15 protein-coding genes are annotated in these 18559 nt (G+C 71.7%); 10 read left to right on the forward strand and 5 right to left on the reverse strand.

From position 1 onward, the window contains the following. The first annotated feature begins 41 nt into the window (after window positions 1-41). On the forward strand, window positions 42-1883 hold the full coding sequence (ilvD, locus tag QSK36_RS40525) for a dihydroxy-acid dehydratase (protein ID WP_285786076.1): 1842 nt from the start codon (window positions 42-44) through the stop codon (window positions 1881-1883). Between the two features lie 66 nt (window positions 1884-1949). Here ilvD and QSK36_RS40530 read toward each other — a convergent pair whose 3' ends face one another. After that, window positions 1950-5000, reverse strand: a complete 3051-nt coding sequence (locus QSK36_RS40530; RefSeq protein WP_285786077.1) for an MGH1-like glycoside hydrolase domain-containing protein — start codon at window positions 4998-5000, stop codon at window positions 1950-1952. Window positions 5001-5230: 230 nt separating this feature from the next. On the opposite strand from QSK36_RS40530, the gene QSK36_RS40535 reads away from it, so the two are divergent. Then, window positions 5231-6397, forward strand: coding sequence for a serine hydrolase domain-containing protein (locus tag QSK36_RS40535; protein ID WP_285786078.1), 1167 nt, complete (start codon window positions 5231-5233; stop codon window positions 6395-6397). A 99-nt stretch (window positions 6398-6496) separates the two neighbouring features. Here the strand turns inward: QSK36_RS40535 and QSK36_RS40540 are convergent, their stop codons facing one another. Beyond that, window positions 6497-8863 (reverse strand): extracellular catalytic domain type 1 short-chain-length polyhydroxyalkanoate depolymerase, encoded by a 2367-nt coding sequence (locus QSK36_RS40540; RefSeq protein ID WP_285786079.1) that lies wholly within the window; start codon window positions 8861-8863, stop codon window positions 6497-6499. Window positions 8864-9244: 381 nt separating this feature from the next. Here QSK36_RS40540 and QSK36_RS40545 point away from each other — a divergent pair, with 381 nt between their 5' ends. Further along, on the forward strand, window positions 9245-9952 hold the full coding sequence (locus tag QSK36_RS40545; RefSeq protein ID WP_285786080.1) for a sulfotransferase family protein: 708 nt from the start codon (window positions 9245-9247) through the stop codon (window positions 9950-9952). Between the two features lie 57 nt (window positions 9953-10009). Here the strand turns inward: QSK36_RS40545 and QSK36_RS40550 are convergent, their stop codons facing one another. Beyond that, window positions 10010-10381 carry a cupin domain-containing protein gene (locus QSK36_RS40550; protein WP_285786081.1) on the reverse strand — a complete coding sequence of 124 codons (372 nt, stop codon included), beginning with the start codon at window positions 10379-10381 and terminating at the stop codon, window positions 10010-10012. A gap of 404 nt (window positions 10382-10785) precedes the next feature. Here QSK36_RS40550 and QSK36_RS40555 point away from each other — a divergent pair, with 404 nt between their 5' ends. From QSK36_RS40555 to QSK36_RS40565, 3 genes are read left to right on the forward strand one after another with little or no spacing between them, the layout of a single operon-like run. Further along, window positions 10786-11157 (forward strand): ArsR/SmtB family transcription factor, encoded by a 372-nt coding sequence (locus QSK36_RS40555; protein WP_352241801.1) that lies wholly within the window; start codon window positions 10786-10788, stop codon window positions 11155-11157. Further along, on the forward strand, window positions 11090-11572 hold the full coding sequence (locus tag QSK36_RS40560; protein ID WP_285786082.1) for an SRPBCC family protein: 483 nt from the start codon (window positions 11090-11092) through the stop codon (window positions 11570-11572). Before QSK36_RS40555 ends, QSK36_RS40560 begins: the two co-directional genes overlap by 68 nt. Further along, window positions 11559-12131: a maleylpyruvate isomerase family mycothiol-dependent enzyme gene (locus QSK36_RS40565; RefSeq protein ID WP_285786083.1), complete on the forward strand. Its 573-nt coding sequence runs from the start codon at window positions 11559-11561 to the stop codon at window positions 12129-12131. Before QSK36_RS40560 ends, QSK36_RS40565 begins: the two co-directional genes overlap by 14 nt. An 8-nt stretch (window positions 12132-12139) precedes the next feature. Here QSK36_RS40565 and QSK36_RS40570 read toward each other — a convergent pair whose 3' ends face one another. Beyond that, window positions 12140-13330, reverse strand: coding sequence for an MFS transporter (locus QSK36_RS40570; protein WP_285786084.1), 1191 nt, complete (start codon window positions 13328-13330; stop codon window positions 12140-12142). Window positions 13331-13421: 91 nt separating this feature from the next. After that, the gene (locus tag QSK36_RS40575) at window positions 13422-14351 is read right to left on the reverse strand and encodes a LysR family transcriptional regulator (protein WP_182903492.1); all 930 of its coding nucleotides are present in this window, start codon (window positions 14349-14351) and stop codon (window positions 13422-13424) included. A gap of 106 nt (window positions 14352-14457) precedes the next feature. Here QSK36_RS40575 and QSK36_RS40580 point away from each other — a divergent pair, with 106 nt between their 5' ends. The 4 genes from QSK36_RS40580 to QSK36_RS40595 are packed head-to-tail and all read left to right on the forward strand — an operon-like array spanning window position 14458 to window position 18559. Beyond that, window positions 14458-15465: a fumarylacetoacetate hydrolase family protein gene (locus QSK36_RS40580; RefSeq protein WP_285786085.1), complete on the forward strand. Its 1008-nt coding sequence runs from the start codon at window positions 14458-14460 to the stop codon at window positions 15463-15465. After that, window positions 15462-16406 (forward strand): cyclase family protein, encoded by a 945-nt coding sequence (locus tag QSK36_RS40585; RefSeq protein WP_285786086.1) that lies wholly within the window; start codon window positions 15462-15464, stop codon window positions 16404-16406. Before QSK36_RS40580 ends, QSK36_RS40585 begins: the two co-directional genes overlap by 4 nt. Window positions 16407-16412: 6 nt before the next feature. Then, complete coding sequence (locus tag QSK36_RS40590) at window positions 16413-17534, forward strand: FAD-dependent monooxygenase (RefSeq protein WP_285786087.1); 1122 nt, start codon at window positions 16413-16415, stop codon at window positions 17532-17534. Continuing rightward, window positions 17531-18559 carry an amidohydrolase family protein gene (locus QSK36_RS40595; protein WP_285786088.1) on the forward strand — a complete coding sequence of 343 codons (1029 nt, stop codon included), beginning with the start codon at window positions 17531-17533 and terminating at the stop codon, window positions 18557-18559. Before QSK36_RS40590 ends, QSK36_RS40595 begins: the two co-directional genes overlap by 4 nt.

Here is an 18559-nt window from a genome sequence, read left to right on the forward strand (position 1 = left end):
GCCGTCTTCGCCCCGCCCTCGCGCGCCGCAAGCATGGGGACATGCCACAGCTGAGATCACGTACGGTCACCCACGGACGGAACATGGCCGGAGCGCGCGCCCTGATGCGCGCCTCCGGCGTGCCGAGCCAGGACATCGGTGTCAAACCGGTTGTCGCGGTGGCCAACAGCTTCACCGAGTTCGTCCCCGGCCACACGCACCTGCAGCCGGTGGGCCGCGTCGTGTGCGAGGCCATCGCCGGCGCGGGCGGCATCGCGCGGGAGTTCAACACCATCGCGGTCGACGACGGCATCGCGATGGGACACGCCGGGATGCTGTACTCGCTGCCGTCCCGGGACCTGATCGCCGACTCCATCGAGTACATGGTCCAGGCCCACTGCGCCGACGCCCTGGTGTGCGTCTCGAACTGCGACAAGATCACGCCGGGGATGCTGATGGCCGCGCTGCGGCTGAACATCCCCACCGTGTTCGTCTCCGGCGGCCCCATGGAGGGCGGACGGGCGGTGCTGACCGACGGCACGGTGCGCACCCGCCTGGAGCTGGTCACGGCGATGTCCGAGGCGGTCAACCCGGCCGTGTCCGACGCGGACATCGCCCGCATCGAAGAGGCGGCCTGCCCCACCTGCGGCTCGTGCGCCGGCATGTTCACCGCCAACTCGATGAACTGCCTGGTGGAGGCGCTCGGCCTGGCCCTGCCCGGCAACGGCTCCACCCTGGCCACCCACGCCGCCCGCCGGAGGCTGTACGAGCAGGCAGGCCGTACGGTCGTGGAGCTGGCCGCACGCCACTACGACAAGGACGACACCTCCGTGCTGCCCCGGGCCATCGCCTCACGGGCGGCCTTCGACAACGCCATGGCCCTGGATCTGGCCATGGGAGGCTCCACCAACACCGTTCTCCACCTGCTCGCCGCGGCCCACGAGGCGGAACTCGACTACACCCTGCGCGACATCGAGGCCCGCTCACGCACCGTGCCGTGCCTGTGCAAGGTCGCCCCCAACAGCCCCTATCTGATGGAGGACGTCCACCGGGCCGGCGGAGTCCCCGCCATCCTGGGCGAGTTGCACCGCGCCGGGCTTCTCCACGAGAACGTGCACGCCGTCCACGCCGGCTCGCTCACCCAGTGGCTGGCCACCTGGGACATCCGCGGCGCGGCACCCGCACCCGAGGCCCTCGACCTCTTCCACGCCGCCCCCGGCGGCGTCCGCTCCGCATCCGCCTTCTCCCAGTCGGCGCGATGGGAGTCCCTGGACACGGACGCCGCGGGCGGCTGCATCCGCGACACGACCCACGCCTACTCGCCGGACGGCGGGCTGGCGGTCCTGCGCGGCAACCTCGCCCCCGACGGCGCCGTGATCAAATCGGCCGGTGTCCCCGACGGCTTGCACGTCTTCACCGGGCGCGCGGTGGTGACCGAATCACAGGAGGAAGCCGCGGAAGCGGTCCTGTCCGGGCGGGTGACGCCGGGCAGCGTGCTGGTCATCCGCTACGAGGGCCCACGCGGCGGCCCGGGCATGCAGGAGATGCTCTACCCCACCGCCTACCTCAAGGGCCGCGGTCTCGCCGAGACGTGCGCCGTGGTCACCGACGGCCGCTTCTCCGGCGGCAGTTCCGGCCTGTCGGTCGGCCATGTCTCACCCGAGGCCGCGGCGGGCGGTCCCCTCGCGCTCGTCGAGGACGGCGACGTCATCACCGTCGACGTCGCCGCACGCGCCCTCCACGTCCGGGTGCCCGACTCGGACCTCGCCGCCCGCCGTGCCCGGCTGGAACGGGGCACCGGCTATCGGCCCCGCGAGCGTGGACGGCACGTCTCCACGGCCCTGCGCGCCTACGCGGCGCTGGCGCAGTCCGCCGACACCGGAGCGGTGCGGCTGCCCGTGTGATCGGGCCCCGTCGGCCGGTGTCGGCGCGCGTCCTTCACATGCGGCCCGCACTTCACATGCGGCCCACTAGGAGGAACTGCGGCCCTCCAGGCCGGCGATCGTGATCGTGCCGGACGTGCCGCGCAGGCCGAAGCCGTAGCGGAAGCCCTCGCGAGCCTGCGGGGTGGCGAGCGTGCCGCCGATGTCCGCCGTACGCAGCGGACGCCACTGGCCGCCGGTGTGGGCGAAGGAGGTGACGGTGTCGCCGGACAGCACCAGCGCGAACCGGTCGCCCGGCTTCAGGGTCAGCGGGGCGTCGCCCGGTGTGTCGAGGAACCGGCCGCCGACCCGCACGTTGACGCCCGACTGCTTGCGGGTGTTGTTGTACCAGGCGGTCACGTAGGTGCCCGCGTCCTTCACCCAGCCGACGAACACGCTGTCCTCCGGGCTGCCGGTGCCGGCGAACTCCCCTGCCGTCACCACGCTGATCGCGTCGGCCGACGAGAGCCCCGCCGGCCCGGCGGCCAGGCCGAAGAACGGCTGTGCGCCGCTGCCCGCGAACCGGCCACCGCCGGCCGTGACCGCCGGCAGGGCCTCGCCGCCCTCGGGTCTGTAGAGGGTGTAGCCCGCCGAGGTGTCGGCGCCGAAGTCGTCATCGACCTCCGCCGTCCCGTAGGCGTCCGGGTCGAGCCCCACGGTCACCTGGGCGTAGGGGCTCACGGCCCGCGCCGACCCGTCGTACTCGGCGATCGCGCGCACCGGGTGGGCGCCGGGGCGCGGCGCGGTTCCGGCGGGCGGCGCGACCCGCCAGCGTACGGTGAACTCGCCTCCCGGCCGCACCACCGGGGTCCGCGGGCTGCCGACCGGCTCGGCCGACCAGCCCGGCGGCACGGCCAGCGACGCGGTGACCCGGGTGGCGGGCGCGCGTCCCCGGTTGGCGAAGGTGGTGGTCACCTCGGCGGGCACGCCCGGACGCGCCTGCCCGGCGACCGCCGCGTCCACCGTGGTGTCGCCCGCGGCGGGCGACCACGCCTGCAGTTCGGTGACGCCGACGTACGCACCGGGCGGGTTGCCGAACACCAGCCGGATCCTGGTCGTGGTCAGGGCCGGGAACGTGACGCGGTTCAGCGCCGCGCCCACGGGCCGTTCGGGCGTGCGCGTCTGGTCCGGCACCTCGCGCCACGCCGCGCCGTCCCAGAACTCCAGCCGGTACGACGCCGGGGCCTTCACCCCGCCGCCGTCGTCGTAGGCGTAGAACCGCACGTCGCTCACCCGGGTCGGCACGCCGAAGTCCACGCCGAGATGGTCCTCGGCGTTCGGGGAGCGGTAGTTGGTCCACCGGTTGTGCGGGATGTCGTCGTAGAAGATCCGCCCGTCCACGGCGTCCCACACGTTGTCGATGCCGTTGGTGTACGACGCGAACGGCTTGGGGTAGCCGGTGCCGTACGGGTTGGCGGCGTCGTCGCTCGGCCGGGAGGACCGGCCGGGTGTCACGGCGGCCGGCACACGGGCGGTCAGCTCGCCGACCGTGGCCCGGCGGGCGGCCTGCCTGCCGTCCACGTAGACGCGCATGCCCGCGCCCTGGCCGTATCTGCTGCCGTCGCGGTCCCACAGGACCGTCACGTTGTGCCCGTGGTAGGGCACGTTCTCCAGCGCGAAGTAGTCCCACCCGGCCGGGACGAGCGGGTTCAGCACGACCTCGCCGTCCGGCTGCGGGCGCAGCCCGATCAGCCCGCTGATCACCAGGTCGTTGAAGGTCGAGTGGTTGTAGTGCTCGCTGTGCCCACGGGAGTCGTAGATCCATCGCGGCTCGTCCGGGTGGTGCGCCTCGGCGACGTACGGGTGCCCGTCCTTGTACTGGGTGAGCGCGTAGCCGCGCAGCACGCTGTAGTAGTCGGCGGCGGTGACCACGTCCTGGTCGTAGTCGTCGAGCAGGTTGGCCATCGCGGTGAGCGTCGTCGAGGTGGAGTAGGGCCAGCTCGGCCCGTCCCAGCGGCAGCAGCCGCTCAGCGCGTCGCGCATGAACAGCGGGCTGCGGCGCTCCGCGGTGGTCGGCCCGTAGGGCGCGGCGAACCCCTGCGGGTCGAGCAGCTGCGCCCACGCCTTCTCCGTGCCGGGCTCGGCCATGTCGAACGCCCACGGCACGAACCCGATCTGCTCTCGCGTCGACACCAGCCGCTGCTTGGGATCAAGGTCGGCGCGGGCCTTGTGGTAGAAGAAGGACCGCTCCGGGTCCCACAGGTAGCGGTGCAGCGCGTCCCGCAGCGACGCCGCCCGCTTCTCGAACTTCCTGGCCAAGGTCGTGTCGCCGCCCATGTCCGCGATGGCGGCGATCGCCTTCGCGTCGCCGTACTGGTAGGCGTTCAGCGTCGGCCGGTAGCCCGCGCCGCCGTGGTAGGGATCGGCCGGGTCGGTCTCGTAGGAGGAGGCGGTGTACTCCATCGCGTCCCACACCGGCACCGACCAGTAGAGGCCCAGCGTCTTGTCGTACTGGCCGCCCCATTTGTCGTACTGCCGGACCAGGTCGGGCAGTAGCCCCTCGACGAAGGACGCGTCGCCGGTGACCAGATAACGCTGGTAGGCGGCGTCGGCCGCCCACCAGGAATACTGGTGAGCCCAGTCGTCGGTGTCCTTGTTGACGTAGTCCTCCTTCGGCTTGGGGCCGGCGCCCGGTCCCTGCAGCCAGTACGTGAGGTAGTCGTCGACAGGGCGGGTGTCGCGCAGCCAGCGCCCCTCGTACACGTGGTGACCCGCGGCGGCGACGATGCCGCCGAGCGGGGCGGAGTAGCCGGGCGGGTTGTGGAACTCGGTGATGACGTCGCCGGTCGCGGAGTCGGTGTAGCGGATGTGCCGCTTGTAGGTGCTCCAGCGGTAGTAGTAGACGTTCTGGATCTCCCGGTCGGGGACCTCCAGGAACGGGATGTTGGCCTTGTACCACTCCGGCTCGGCGTAGCCCGACACGAGGGCGTCGTGGTCCAGGAAGGCGGTGCCCCTGCCGACCTCCGGGTACGCCGCGGAAGGCGCCTGGGCGTGGGCGGCCTCGGCCTGGGCGGGGATCAGGGCGGTCGGCGCGGCCAGCGCCGCGAGCGTCGCGAGCACCGCGACGCCGTGTCTCATGGTCACCACGGGCGTTCTCACCGTTCTCAGCGTTCTCAGGGGGTGACGGCGACCGGGCGGTGCCCGGCTCTCTCACATGCGATCGGGTACGACCGAATATGTTCGATGTTGCACAGTGTTGAGCAGTTTTGACAGAAATACAAGACAGGTCTGCTTGCTTTCGACCGAACTTCAGCACCGCGTGCCGGTTCCTGCCGCCTCCCCTGGGTACCACCCCCCTGACACACATGCCTGCGCTTGCGAGGTGGGTCATGCGGTGTTCCACGTCGCGTTTCAGGTGCGCGCACTCCCGTTCACGCCGGTGGACCGGCGCGTGCGCCGCCGTACTCGCCGTCCTCGGCGTCCAGGCGCCATCGGCCGCGCCCCTGATGCGGCCGGACGCCGACGTCGTCCAGAAACTGCTGGACGACCTGGTGCACAGGGACGGATTCCCCGCCGCCCTCGCCGCCGTACGGAGCAGGGACGGGCGCGTCCGCGACTACACCGCGGGAGTGGGCGACCTGCGGACCAGGGCCAGGACGCCGGTCGACGGGGAGGTCCGGATCGGCAGCAACACCAAGACCTTCGTCTCCGTGGTCGTCCTGCAGCTGGCGGGCGAGGGGAAGGTCCGCCTGGACGAGCCGGTCGAGACCTATCTGCCCGGCCTCATCCGCGGGAACGGGAACGACGGTCGACGCGTCACCGTGCGGCAACTGCTGCAGCACACCAGCGGCCTCCCCGAGTACGCGGCGTTCCTGGACCTGGCCGTCGCGCCGTACCGGTACGACTATTACGAACCCCGGCGGCTGCTGGACATGGCCCTGCAACAGAAGCCGGCCTTCGCGCCCGGCGCCCGGTGGAAGTACACCAACACCAACTACATCGTCGCCGGGCTGCTCATCGAGCGGGTCACCGGCCGACCGGTCGCCGAGGAGATCACCAACCGGGTGATCAGGCGGCTCGGCCTGCGCCACACCTACTTTCCCGCGGTCGGCGAGCGAGGCATCAGGGGACCCCACCCGGACGGCTATCAGCAGGACCCGGACAAACCGCTCGTCGACATGACCGACCTGGATCCCTCGTGGGCATGGGCCGCCGGGCAGATGGTCTCCACCCCGGCCGAGATCAACCGTTTCTTCGGCGCCGTCGTCGGCGGCAAGCTGCTCAAGCCCGAGCAGTTGAAGGAGATGCGCCGCACCGTCGCCGTCTCCCCACGCGCACCCGGCATGGGCTACGGACTCGGGCTGTTCCGCCGGCCGCTGAAATGCGGCGGCCAGAGCTGGGGGCACGGAGGCGACATCCCCGGCTACTCGACCTGGAACTCGGTCACCGACGACGGCCGCGCCGCCGCGATCGCCGTCACCCGGACCCCCCTCCCCTCCGACGCCGCAGAGAAGCACCTCGACGCGGCCATCCAGACGGCCCTTTGCGGCGGATGAGTGGACGGACGGACACATGCAGCGGGGCACCCCCGCGGGTGGCGGGGGTGCCCCTGCACGCTCCTCCTGGTCAGGAGCGCGTCATCGCGGTTCCACCGGTCAGGAGGCGCCGCACGTCAGCGTCGGCGTCTCCGGACTTCCGTTGGCGGTGAACCCGAAGGTGGTGGTGCCGTTGGCGGACAGCGTGCCGTTCCACGACTCGTTGCGCACGGAGACCGAGGCGCCGGATCCGGACTTGAGGCCGCCCCACAGCTGGGTGATGGACGGGGAGCCGGACCAGCTCCAGTTCACCGTCCAGCCGCTGACCGCCGAGCTGCCGGCGCTGACCGTGACCTCGGACTGGAAGCCGCCGGGCCAGGAGTTCACCGTACGCATCGTCGCGCTGCACCCGCCCGGTTCCGGCGAGGTATCGGGCGACGGGCTGACCGGAGGAGTCGGGCTCGGGCTGACCGGCGGGGTCGGGCTGGGGCTGTCGGGCGGAGTCGGGCTGGGGCTGACCGGCGGGGTGGGGCTGGGCGAGGTGTCGGGTACGGCGGCGTTGAGGGCGTTGAGGACCGCGGTGTAGGCGGGCTTCTTGTTGCCGTTGCCGTCGAACAGCAGCGGGGTCTGGCTGGAGCGCCAGGAGTCGCTGTCGCGCACGCCCCACACGGTGATGCCGACGCAGCGCGAGACCGCCAGGCAGTCGTTGACGATGTTGGCGTAGGTGGTGGCCGAGGCGCCCTCGACGTCCAGCTCGGTGATGGCCACGTCGACACCCAGAGCGGCGAAGCTCTGCAGCGTGGTGCGGTAGTTGCTGTTGTAGGCGCTGCCGCTGTTGAAGTGACCCTGGAGCCCGACGCAGTCGATCGGCACGCCGCGCTGCTTGAAGTCCTTGACCATGTTGTAGACGCCCTGCGTCTTGGCCCAGGTCCAGTTGTCGATGTTGTAGTCGTTGTAGCACAGCTTGGCCGCGGGGTCGGCGGCCCGCGCGGTGCGGAAGGCGACCTCGATCCAGTCGTTGCCGGTGCGCTGCAGGTTGGAGTCACGCCGGCCGCCGGTGCTGTCGTCGAAGGCCTCGTTGACGACGTCCCAGTAGGGGATCTTGCCCTTGTAATGGGCCATCACGCCGTTGATGTGATTGATCATCGCCTGGCGCAACGCGCTGCCCGACAGCGACTGCATCCAGCCCGGCTGCTGGGAGTACCAGGCCAGCGTGTGCCCGCGCACCTGCTTGCCGTTCTGCACCGCCCAGTTGTAGATCCGGTCGGCGTTGGTGAAGTTGAACTGGTTCTGGTTCGGCTCGGTGGCGTCGATCTTCATCTCGTTCTCGGCCGTCACCATGTTGAACTCACGATTCGCGATCGTCGTGTACGCCGAGTCACCGAGCTTGTTCGCGCTGATCGCCGTACCGAAGTAACGGCCGCTGCGGGCCGCGGCCGCGCCGAGGGTCGTGGCCGGGGGGCCGCCGCTCGGGCCGGACGACGGGCTCGGAGACGGGCTGCTCGGCGGCGTGGGCGACGGGGTGGGCGACGGGGTGGGCGACGGAGAGCTCGGCGTGGTGCTGTTGAGGCCGAGGAAGTTGATCGCATAGGCGATCATGCCGTTGAGGGGCAGCGAGTGCCCCTGACCGGAGACGCTGATGCCCTCGACCGGCGGCTGGGTGCCGGTGTTGCCGTACCGGGTGCGGGTCCACCCCGACGAGGGGCTGTCGGTGGACACGGGCGTCTGGCTGACGCCGTTGAGGTTGGTCCACTGCTTGATCTCTTCGCCGAAGTTGTTGTAGTTCAGCGTCGTGTCGGAGGTGCCGTGCCACAGCTGCATGCGCGGGTAGGAGCCGCTGTAGCCGGAGTACATCGAACGGGCCAGGTCACCCCACTGCTGGGCGGACTTGATGCTCTGCCCGCCGGAGCACTGGCTGTTCCAGGTGGAGCCGTCGGTGGTGGCGAAGCAGCCCGCCGGGACGCCCATGAAGGCCGAGCCCGCGTTGAAGACGTCCGGATACTCGGCCGCCAGCACGTTGGTCATCATCGCGCCGGAGGAGACGCCGCTGACGTAGACGCGGCCGGGGTCCACGTTGTAGCGCGACTTGGCGTAGTCGACCATCGACATGATGCCGACCGGGTCGCTGCCGCCGCCCCGCTTCAGCGCCTGAGGGGAGTACACGTCGAAGCACTGGCCGCTGCGCGTGGCCTCGGGGAACACGATGATGAACCCGTACTGGTCGGCCGCGGTCACGTAGTCGCGGAAGTATCCGCTGAACAGCGCCGACGCGGTGCCCGTGCAGTAGTGGACCGCGACCAGCAGCGCGGGCCGGGCGGCCACCCGGTCCGGCACGTAGATGTACATGTTCAGGTTGCTCGGGTTGTTGCCGAAGCTGGTCACCCGGGTCAGCGAGGCCGCGGCGGCCGGTTGGGTGACCAGCAACGTGGTCGCCGCGACCACGGGCATCAGCACGGCGGCCAGTAAGGCCACGATGCGTCGTCTCACGTGAGCTGTCCTTCCTCCGGTTGCGCCGGCCGGGACGTGTGGCCGTGGCGCCCGGGACCGGGCTTCCGTACTGCTCGCAGATCGCGGATGCCACACCCTCACCGGATCCGACGACGTGAATGTTTCCGAAGCGTGCCTAAAACTTTCTGGCGACTCAAGCCACAGATCACCGTGACTTCTGTGCCGACGAAGACGAGGACGTCAGGGGCACTCCACCCCGCCTGGAGGCCGGCGGCGATTGGAAAGTTTCATGGAGACGCCGAAATATTGTCAGATCGTGGAGGCCGTATGCCGCGGGAGTGCGGACGCGCCGTGAGAACACCCGGCGGCCGGGCATGGTCTACCGCGTCAGCCGGCAGGGGCGACGACGGGAGCCTGCACATGCTGGAGGTCATCGGCGCGGGACTTCCGCGCACCGGAACGACGTCGACGAAGGCGGCCCTGGAACGGCTCGGCTTCGGGCCCTGTTACCACACCTTCGAGGTCCTGCTCCGCCCGGAGCTCGCCGAACGATGGCTGCCCGTCTGCTCGGGCGGGCCGGCCGACTGGGAACGCGTCTTCGAGGGCTTCCGGTCCTGCGTGGACTGGCCCGCCAGCTTCTTCTGGCAGGAGCTGGCACGGGCCTATCCGGACGCCAAGGTCGTCCTCACGATCCGCGACCCGCGCAGCTGGTATGCCAGCTTCCGCGTGCTGGGCTCGCTCAGCCCGCGCGAGCCGATGCGGGAGGACGAGGCGCCGGATGCCATTCGTCCCGTCGTCGCCGCGATGACGAGCCTCCGGCCGCTCTTCGAGCGGATCAGCGGATCGGTCTTCGGCGAGGACTGGCGGCCCGGTCACACTCCGGACGAGCAGCGGGCCGTCGCGGCCTACCACCGGCACGTCGCCACGGTGCAGGCCGCCCTTCCCGCCGAGCGGCTCCTGGTCTTCGACGTGCGCGAGGGTTGGGGACCGCTGTGCGCCTTCCTCGGGGTCGCCGCTCCCCCGGACGCCCCGTTCCCGCACCTCAACGACGCCGCGTCGATCCGCAGGACGTTCGAGCTCATGCACACCGAGGGCCGCGTCCACGTCCCCTTCCCGCGCGGAGGCTGACGCCGGGCGGACGCGTCCTCCGGGAACAACTCGAGCAGCCGGGACGCCGTGCAGTGGTCAGGGGCGCACGGCGTACACCTTGCGGAGCGTCTCGTGCACCGTCCACACCGTGCGCGCGCCACCGGGCATCAGGACGACGTCGCCCGGGCCGACGTCGAGCACCGGGCCGTTCTCGACCTCGATCGTCGCGCTGCCGCAGAGCACGACGAAGACCTCGTCCGCCTCGGTGTCGGTGCTCACACCCGGCCCGTGCTGCCAGACGCCGACCGCCAGGTCCGTGCTTGACGCCAGCTCCAGGTGACGGACCTCGGGGGTTCCGGACACGACTTGCGCGGGGTCGAGCGGGTCCGGATCGAGGTCGGCGTCGGCCAGGGCCGCCGCCCGCACCACGCGCGGGGTGCCGGTGAACGGTTTGTCGTGTCGGTTCATCCTCGATCAGGTCCCATCGTCGGAATCGTACGGCCGGGCCTCGTCATTCCCGCGAGGCCTCCGGCCAGGCCTCAGACCCGCCCTGCCGGCGCGGTCAGGCGAGGGCCGCGTGGATGATATCGGCGCAGGCGGCGACGTCGGAGGGCCAGGCCCTCCGACGCCGACCGCGACCGGCACGGGACCGGAGCGCAGCGCGGCGACGTCGGGCTCGGCTCATGAACCGTATGAGGACCGCCCGGCGACCGGCGACCTGGCAGAGCCGCCGGGCCTTTCGGCTGATGTAAAGGGTGCATCAGCAGCGCTTTCAACCACATGGTTGTCGGACGGGTGCTCACGGTCTACGATCCTTTCAACCATCGGGTTGAAACCAAGGGAGGGCGGTAATCACGGACGCGCTGTCTCGAATCTTCGCCGCCCTCGCCGATCCGACCCGGCGCGACATGATCGCGCGGCTCTCGGAGAGCGACGCGACCGTGAGCCAGCTGGCCGAGCCGTACCGGATGACGCTCCAGGCCGTCTACAAGCACTTGCGGGTGCTCGAGGACGCCGGGCTCGTCAGCCGGGTGCGAGGGCCGCAGCCCCGCCCGGTGCGACTGGAGATCCATGCCTTCGACCTGATGGACACCTGGATCGAGCGGCACCGGGACCGCGTCGAGCAGCGCTACCGCCGCCTTGACGCCGTCCTGGCGGAGATGAACGGAGATGATCATGAACAGGATCACGGAGACAGCCATCGAGGCCGACCCGCGGCTACCGGTCATCCGGATGACCCGTGACTTCGCGGCGACGCCCGAGCAGCTGTTGCGCGCCCACACCGATCCCGCGCTGTTCGCCCGGTGGGTGGGTCCCGACGCTACCGTCACCCGGATCGAGCACTGGGATGCGCGCACCGGCGGCAACTGGCGGTACGTCTCGATGCACGACGGCGCGGAGTACGGGTTCCACGGCTGCTTCCACGAGGTACGGCCGGACCGTATCGTGCAGACCTTCACGTTCGAGGGCGACCCCGAGGGAGTCGCGCTGGAGACGCTGCGGTTCGAGGACCTCGGCGACGGCCGTACGCGGCTGCGGACGCAGTCGCTGGTCGACAGCTTCGAAAGCCGCGATGCGTGGCTGCGCAGCGGTATGGAGGTCGGTGTCGACGAGGGGTACGCGAAGCTGGAGAGGATGCTCACCGATGGCGCTGTCTGACCGTCCGGCCGAGCGGCACCGGCAGGTCGCCGGATTGTTCACCGAACGGGTACGCGGCACCAGGTCGTGGGACGTGCCCTCCCCCGTCGCCGGCTGGGCCGCCCGCGATGTCGTCCGCCACCTGACCGAATGGTTCCCCGGGTTTCTCGCCGCCGGCACCGGCATCGAACTGCCCTGCGGCCCGCCGGTGAACGAGAACCCGGCCGCCGCGTGGCAGGTTCACTGTGACGGTGTGCAGGCGGTCCTGGACGATCCGGAGACGGCGCACCGGGAACTCGCCAACCCGCACATCGGCAGCCTGCCTCTGGCGACCGCGATCGACCGGTTCTACACCGCCGATGTGTTCATGCACACCTGGGACCTGTCCAGAGCCACCGGCCAGGACGACCGGCTGGACGCCGGCTTCTGCGCTCGCCTCCTCGCTGAGATGGAGCAGATGGAGCAGGTCATCCGCTCCTCCGGCCAGTTCGGCGCCCGGGTCGAGGTGCCCGGCGATGCGGATACCCAGGCCAAACTGCTGGGTTTCATCGGCCGGGACCCGTTCTGGCCGGAGCGGTGACCCCGGCACTACCGCGCGGTGGTGGCGGCGTCGAGAGGTGACGCCGGGACGGTCAGGACGGTGGCGACCAGGGCGGCCAGTGCCAGCGACGCGACGCCGATCACCGCGAGGGACGTGCCGAGCCCGCCGGTCACCGCGGTCAGGGCGCTGACGAGCAACGGGGACAGGAACTCGCCGAGGAACAGCGCGGCGGTCCACAGCCCGGTGCCGCGGCCCCGCCGCGCGAACGGCAGCCCGCCGACCGCCCACGTGAGCAGGGTCGGCAGCAGCAGCCCGGTGGCGAACCCGGTGAGCACGGCGCCCGCGACGATCACGGGCAGGGACTCGGTGGCGAAGATCAGCAGCAGGCCGAGCCCGGACAGCGCGAACTCCGCGACGAGCAGCACCCGCGCGCCGCGGCCCGCCGCCTTGGCGAACAGGCCTGCCCCGACCGCGGTCGCCAGGGACATCACCGCGGTGACGGCGCCGATGGCGGCGGTGTCGGCGACCCCCGCCCCGTCCAGCACGTACGACAGCTGCACGATCAGCGCGTAGAAGACGACGCCTCCGCCGACCGTCACCAGGGAGGGCACGGCGAGAGCACGCCATGGCCAGGACTGCCGGTCCCCGTGGCGGGAGGCGGCGGGCTGCCACAGCAGGAACGCCATGGGGACCGCGATGAGCGCGGCGGCGGCGTACATCCAGAAGGGCGTGCGCCAGCCGCCGGCGCCGAGCAGGCCGCCGAGCGCGAAGAAGACGGTCGCGGCGACGGTGGTGGCGAGGGTCTGCATGCCGAGGTAGTGGGCGCGGCGCGGCCCGGACCAGTAGTCGGCGATCAGGGTGGTGCAGCAGGTCATGATTGCCGCCTCGCACACGCCGACGAGCACCCGGCTGACCAGGACGGCCTGGAGCGAGTCCAGGTAGAGCGGCGCGGTGCCGCAGACCGAGTAGGCGACCATGGTGACGATCAGCAGCCGCTTGCGGTCGAACCGGTCCGCGATGGCGCCGGCGAAGGGCGCCCCCAACGCGACGAACAGCGCGGGAACGGTCAGGACGACCGGGACCAGGACGGCGGCGCCCGGGGTGGCGGCGAAGTGCTCGCTCATGCGGGGCAGGACCGGGGAGAGCAGGACGGCACCGAGCACGGGCATGCAGCTCCCGGCGAGCAGCACGATGAGCTGGGGCAGACCCGCCCGCGTGGCGGAGACCGATTGGGACATACGGGGCCTCGCTGGATGTCGCGGGGATGTGGCAGGCATCACTGTCAGACATCCGGCGCGGTGCGCGGAAGACGGAAAGTGCCGATGGTCGTCATCCACCCGGTGGATGGCCGGGCAGCGCGGGCAGGCCGGCGCCCACCCGGGCGGCGGTCTCGCGCAGCCAGATGTGGGCGGCGTCGTGCGTGTGGACGGGGTGCCACCACAGGGCCTCCTGCAGCGGCACGGCCGGGAACGGGCAGGGCAGCGTGCGGACCGGGGCGAGGTCGCGCAGCAGGCCGGCCAGGCGCCGCTGGATCAGCGCGATCCTGCGGGTGCCCGCCACCAGGCTCGGCAGGAGCTGGAAGCTGTGCACGGACACGTCCACGTGCGGCTCCAGCCCGAGCATGGACATCTGGCGGGCCACCGGGGCGTCGAACGGCCGCTGGTAGACCACCCACGGCAGCCGGGCCAGGTCGTCCATAGTGAGCCGCTCCCCCACCTCGGGGTTGTCTGCGGAGACCAGGCAGACCCACTCGTCGCGGTACAGCTCCACCGCCGGGAAGTCGCTGATCACGCCGTGCGGCATCAGCATCCCGTCCACCCCGCCGAGTTCGGAGTCGGCGTTCTCCACGATGCCGGGCGACGCGGGGAGGAAGTGCAGCCGTACGCCGGGCGCCTCGGCGTGCAGGACGCGGGCGAGCTCCGCGCCGAAGACCGCGATCGCGTAGTCGGACGACAGCAGGGTGAACTCGTGCCGCTCGGTCGCCGGATGGAAGTCCGCGCGGCTGGTGAACAACCGCTCCAGCATCGCGTAGGCGTTCGCGGCCGGGGCGCGCAGCGCGGTGCCGAGGGGTGTCAGCTCGTAGCGGTTGCCCTGCCTGACCAGCAGTTCGTCGCCGAAGTGGCGGCGGAGCCTCGCCAGGGCGGCGCTCGTCGCGGGCTGGCTCAGCCCGATCCTCGCGCCCGCCCGGGTCACGTTGCGCTCCTCCAGCAGGGCGCACAGGGCGACCAGCAGGTTGAGGTCGAGCCTCTCGAGGTTCACGGCGCCCTCACTATCCATGGCACGGATCGAACGGATCCGAAGAATCGATTTCCCAAATCGTTGCGTCAGGTCCAAGGTTAAGGGCACCACACCGGGAGGAAACCTCGTGGAAACATCCCCGCCCCTTGCCGGCCCGTTCGCGCTCGGCACCTTCTCCGCCGGCGCCTCTTCCGTTGGGACCGACGCGGCCTTCCCCGGCCTGGTCACCGGCGATCACGTCCTGGATCTGCGCACCGTTCCGGAGCTTCAGGCGTACGACAGCACGCGGGCGCTGCTGGAGCGCTGGGACGACGTCCTGCCGCTGCTCCACGGCCTTCACTCGCACGGGGCCGCCGGGACGCCCGGAGAGCGGCTGCCGCTGGCGGACCTGCGGGTGCACGCCCCGGTCGAGCCCCGGCAGATCCTGCAGTCCGGCGCCAACTACCGCACCCACGTGATCGACCTGGCGGTGGCGCACGAGCCCGCGAACGGCCGGCCCGCCGAACAGGTGCGGGCCGAGACCGCCGCGATGATGGACCGCCGCGCGGCCGAGGACCAGCCGTACGTGTTCATGGGCCTGCCCTCCTCGGTGACCGGCCCGTACGACGACGTGGTCATCCCGGCCTGGTGCACGAAGCCCGACTGGGAGCTGGAGCTGGCGGCGGTGATCGGCCGTCCGGCCTTCCGGGTGCCCACCGAGCACGCCCTGGAGCACGTCGCCGCGTACACGATCGCCAACGACGTCACCGCCCGCGAGGCGGTGTTCCGCCGCGACATGCCGGAGATCGGCACCGACTGGCTGCGGGCCAAGAACGCACCGACGTTCACCCCGGTCGGGCCCTACCTGGTGCCGGCCGCCTTCGCCGGCGACCCCGGGAACCTGCGCGTGACGCTCCGGCTCAACGGGAAGGTCATGCAGGACGAGACCACCAAGGACATGATCTTCGACGTGGCGCGGCTGGTGTCGTACGCCTCGCAGACCGTCGAACTGCTGCCCGGCGACCTGGTGCTCACCGGCAGCCCGGCCGGCAACGGCATGCACTGGGGCCGGCTGCTGCGGCCGGGCGACGTGATGGAGGGCGCGATCACCGGGCTGGGCGTCCAGCGCAACCGCTGCGTGAGCGAGGCGGCATGACACCGGAGAACGCGATCGCCGCGGCCGCGGCGGAATACTCCAACTGGGGCCGCTGGGGCGCCGGCGACGTGCTCGGCACGGTCAACTTCATCGACGAGGCCAAGCGCCGCCAGGGTGCGGCGTGCGCCCGCACGGGTGTGTCGTTCTCGCTGGCCCAGCGGTTCGACATGAACGGCCCGCAGAAGGGCTGGCGCCGCCGCACCAACCCGGTGCACACGATGCTGGACACCGGGATGGACGCGGTCCACGGCGACCAGGGGTTCCCGCACGGGTTCGGCGGCGCGGACGACGTGATCGCGATGCCGCTGCAGTGCTCCACCCAATGGGACGGCCTCGGTCACATCTTCGACCACGGCAGGGCCTGGAACGGCCGGCCCGCCGACCGGGTCGTCACCAGTGAGGGCGACCAGGTCACCGGCATCGAGCACATGGCCGCGCCGCTCGCCGGGCGCGGCGTGCTGCTGGACGTGGGGCGCGTGATCGGCGGCGGGGAGCTGCCGGACGGATTCGCGATCACCGAGGAGCACCTGAACGCCGCGGCCGAGGCGCACGGCGTCGTGGTCGGCCGCGGTGACATCGTGTGCGTGCGCACCGGGCAGCTGAGCCGCGTCAGGAGGGAGGGCTGGGGCGACTACGCCGGCGGCCCCGCCCCCGGCCTGTCGTTCTGGAGCGCCGGTTGGCTGCACCGCACCGAGATCGCCGCCGTCGCCACCGACACGTGGGGCTTCGAGGTGCGCCCCAACGAGTTCGAGGGCGCCTTCCAGCCGCTGCACCAGGTGGCCATCCCGCACATCGGCCTGCTCGTCGGCGAGATGTGGGACCTGGACGCGCTCGCCGCGCACTGCGCCGCCGACGGCGTGTACGAGTTCTTCCTCGCCGCCGCCCCGCTCCCGATCACGGGCGCGGTCGGCTCCCCCGTCAACCCCCTCGCCATCAAGTGAGTCCTCATGCCAGCAGTAGGCAACGTCCTCATCGTCGGCGGCGGCACCGCCGGATCGGCCCTGGCGATCCCGCTCGCCCGCGCCGGTGTCACCGTGGACATCGCGGAGATCCAGCCCGGGACCACGGCGCTCGGCTCGGGCATCACCCTGCAGGGCAACGCGCTGCGGGTGCTGCGCGACCTCGGGCTGTGGGACCGGGTCAGTGCGGCGGGCTTCCCGTTCGACTCGCTCGGACTGCGCGCGCCCGACGGCACGCTGCTCGCCGAGATCCCCGACGCCCGCACCGGCGGCCCCGGCCTGCCGGCCACTGTCGGCATGAACCGCCCCGAGCTGGCCGCCATCCTCGCCGACGCCGTACGCGAGGCCGGGGCGCGGACCAGGTTCGGGGTGACCGCCGAGGCGCTGACCGACACCGGCGACCAGGTGGAGGTGCGGCTGTCCGACGGCACCACCGGCACGTACGACCTGGTGGTGGGCGCCGACGGCATCCGCTCGGCGGTGCGCGGGCTGATCGGGATCGACGTCGCCCCGCAGCCGACCGGCATGGGGATCTGGCGCGTGCACACCCGCCGCCCCGCCGGAGTCGAGCGCACCGACCTCGTCTACGGCGGTCCCTGCTTCATCGCCGGATACTGCCCGACCGGCCCGGACACCATGTACGCCTACCTGGTGGAGAAGGCCCGCCCCCGGGAGGCGGTCGGGGACAAGGTCGCGCACATGCGGGCCCTCGCCGAGGGGTACGGCGGCACCTGGGACGAGATCCGGGAGGACATCACCGACCCGGACCGCATCAACTACACGTGGTTCGAGTCGCTGCTGGTGGACCGGCCGTGGAACCGCGGCCGCGTCGTGCTCGCCGGCGACGCCGCGCACGCCTGCCCGCCGACCCTCGCTCAGGGCGCGGCCCAGTGCCTGGAGGACGCCGCCGTCCTGGCCGAGCTGCTGCTCGCCGCCGACCGGCTCGGCCAGTCGCTGTTCGACGCGTACATGGACCGCCGTCACGAACGGGCCAAGGCGGTGGTCGAGGCGTCCCTGCGGCTCGCCGACTGGCAGTCGAATCCGGTGCCGGACGCCGACGTGCCCGGCCTCATCGGCCGGATCAGCGCGCTCGTGACGGAGCTGCCGTGATCACGATCGACGCGCACGCGCACGTGCTGCTGCCGGAGATCGAGCGGGCCGTCGCCGGGCGGCCCGGCCACGCCGCGCACCGGGAGCTGGACGCGCGCCGCAACGGCCCCGCGTCCCTGGAGGTCTCCGGGCGCATGATCTCCGAGCGTCTCGCCAGGCTCACCCAGGTGCCGGCGCGGCTGGCCGACATGGACCGCGCCGCGGTGGACGTGCAGATCGTCAGCCCGTCCCCGTCGCACTACCACTACTGGGCCGACCCCGATCTGGCGCGTACGGTGTGGCGCCTGGCGAACGAGCGCACCGCCGCGCACTGCGCGCAGGCCCCCGGGCGGCTGTACGGCCTCGGCCTGGTCCCGCTCCAGCACCCCGAGCTCATGGTGGAGGCGCTGGTCCACGCGCTCGGCCTCGGGCTGAAGGGCGTGGAGATCTCCTCCCACGCGCCCGCTGTCCCCAATGGCGGAGGGCGTGAAAAGGGCACAGGTCGCGAGCTGTCCGACCCGGCGTACGAGCCGTTCTGGGCGCACGCGGCGGCGACCGGCGCGGTCGTCTTCCTCCACCCGTTCGGCTGCACACTCGACGAGCGGCTGGACCACTGGTATCTGTCCAACATCGTGGGCCAGCCAGCGGAGAACGCCGTCGCGCTGTCCCACCTCATCTTCTCCGGCGTGCTCGACCGGCATCCGCATCTGAGGCTTCTGGCCGCGCACGGCGGCGGCTACCTGCCCGCCTACACGGGCCGGGCCGACCACGGCTGGCGCGTGCGGCCCGAGGCGCGGGGCTGCGCCGAGCCGCCCAGCGCCTACCTGCGGCGGATCTGGTTCGACTCCCTCGTCTACGAGCCCGCGGCGCTGCGCGCGCTGGTCGAGGCCGCCGGGCCGGACCGGGTCGTGCTCGGCTCCGACCACCCCTTCGACATGGGCGTCGAGGACCCGCTCGACCGGCTGCGCGCCGCGCTGCCGGCCGGGGACGCCTTCGACGCCGTCCGCGGCGGCAACGCCCTCCATCTGTTCGATCTCAAGGACTGA

Source organism: Microbispora sp. NBRC 16548 (genome assembly GCF_030268985.1).
Lineage (GTDB): Bacteria > Actinomycetota > Actinomycetes > Streptosporangiales > Streptosporangiaceae > Microbispora > Microbispora catharanthi.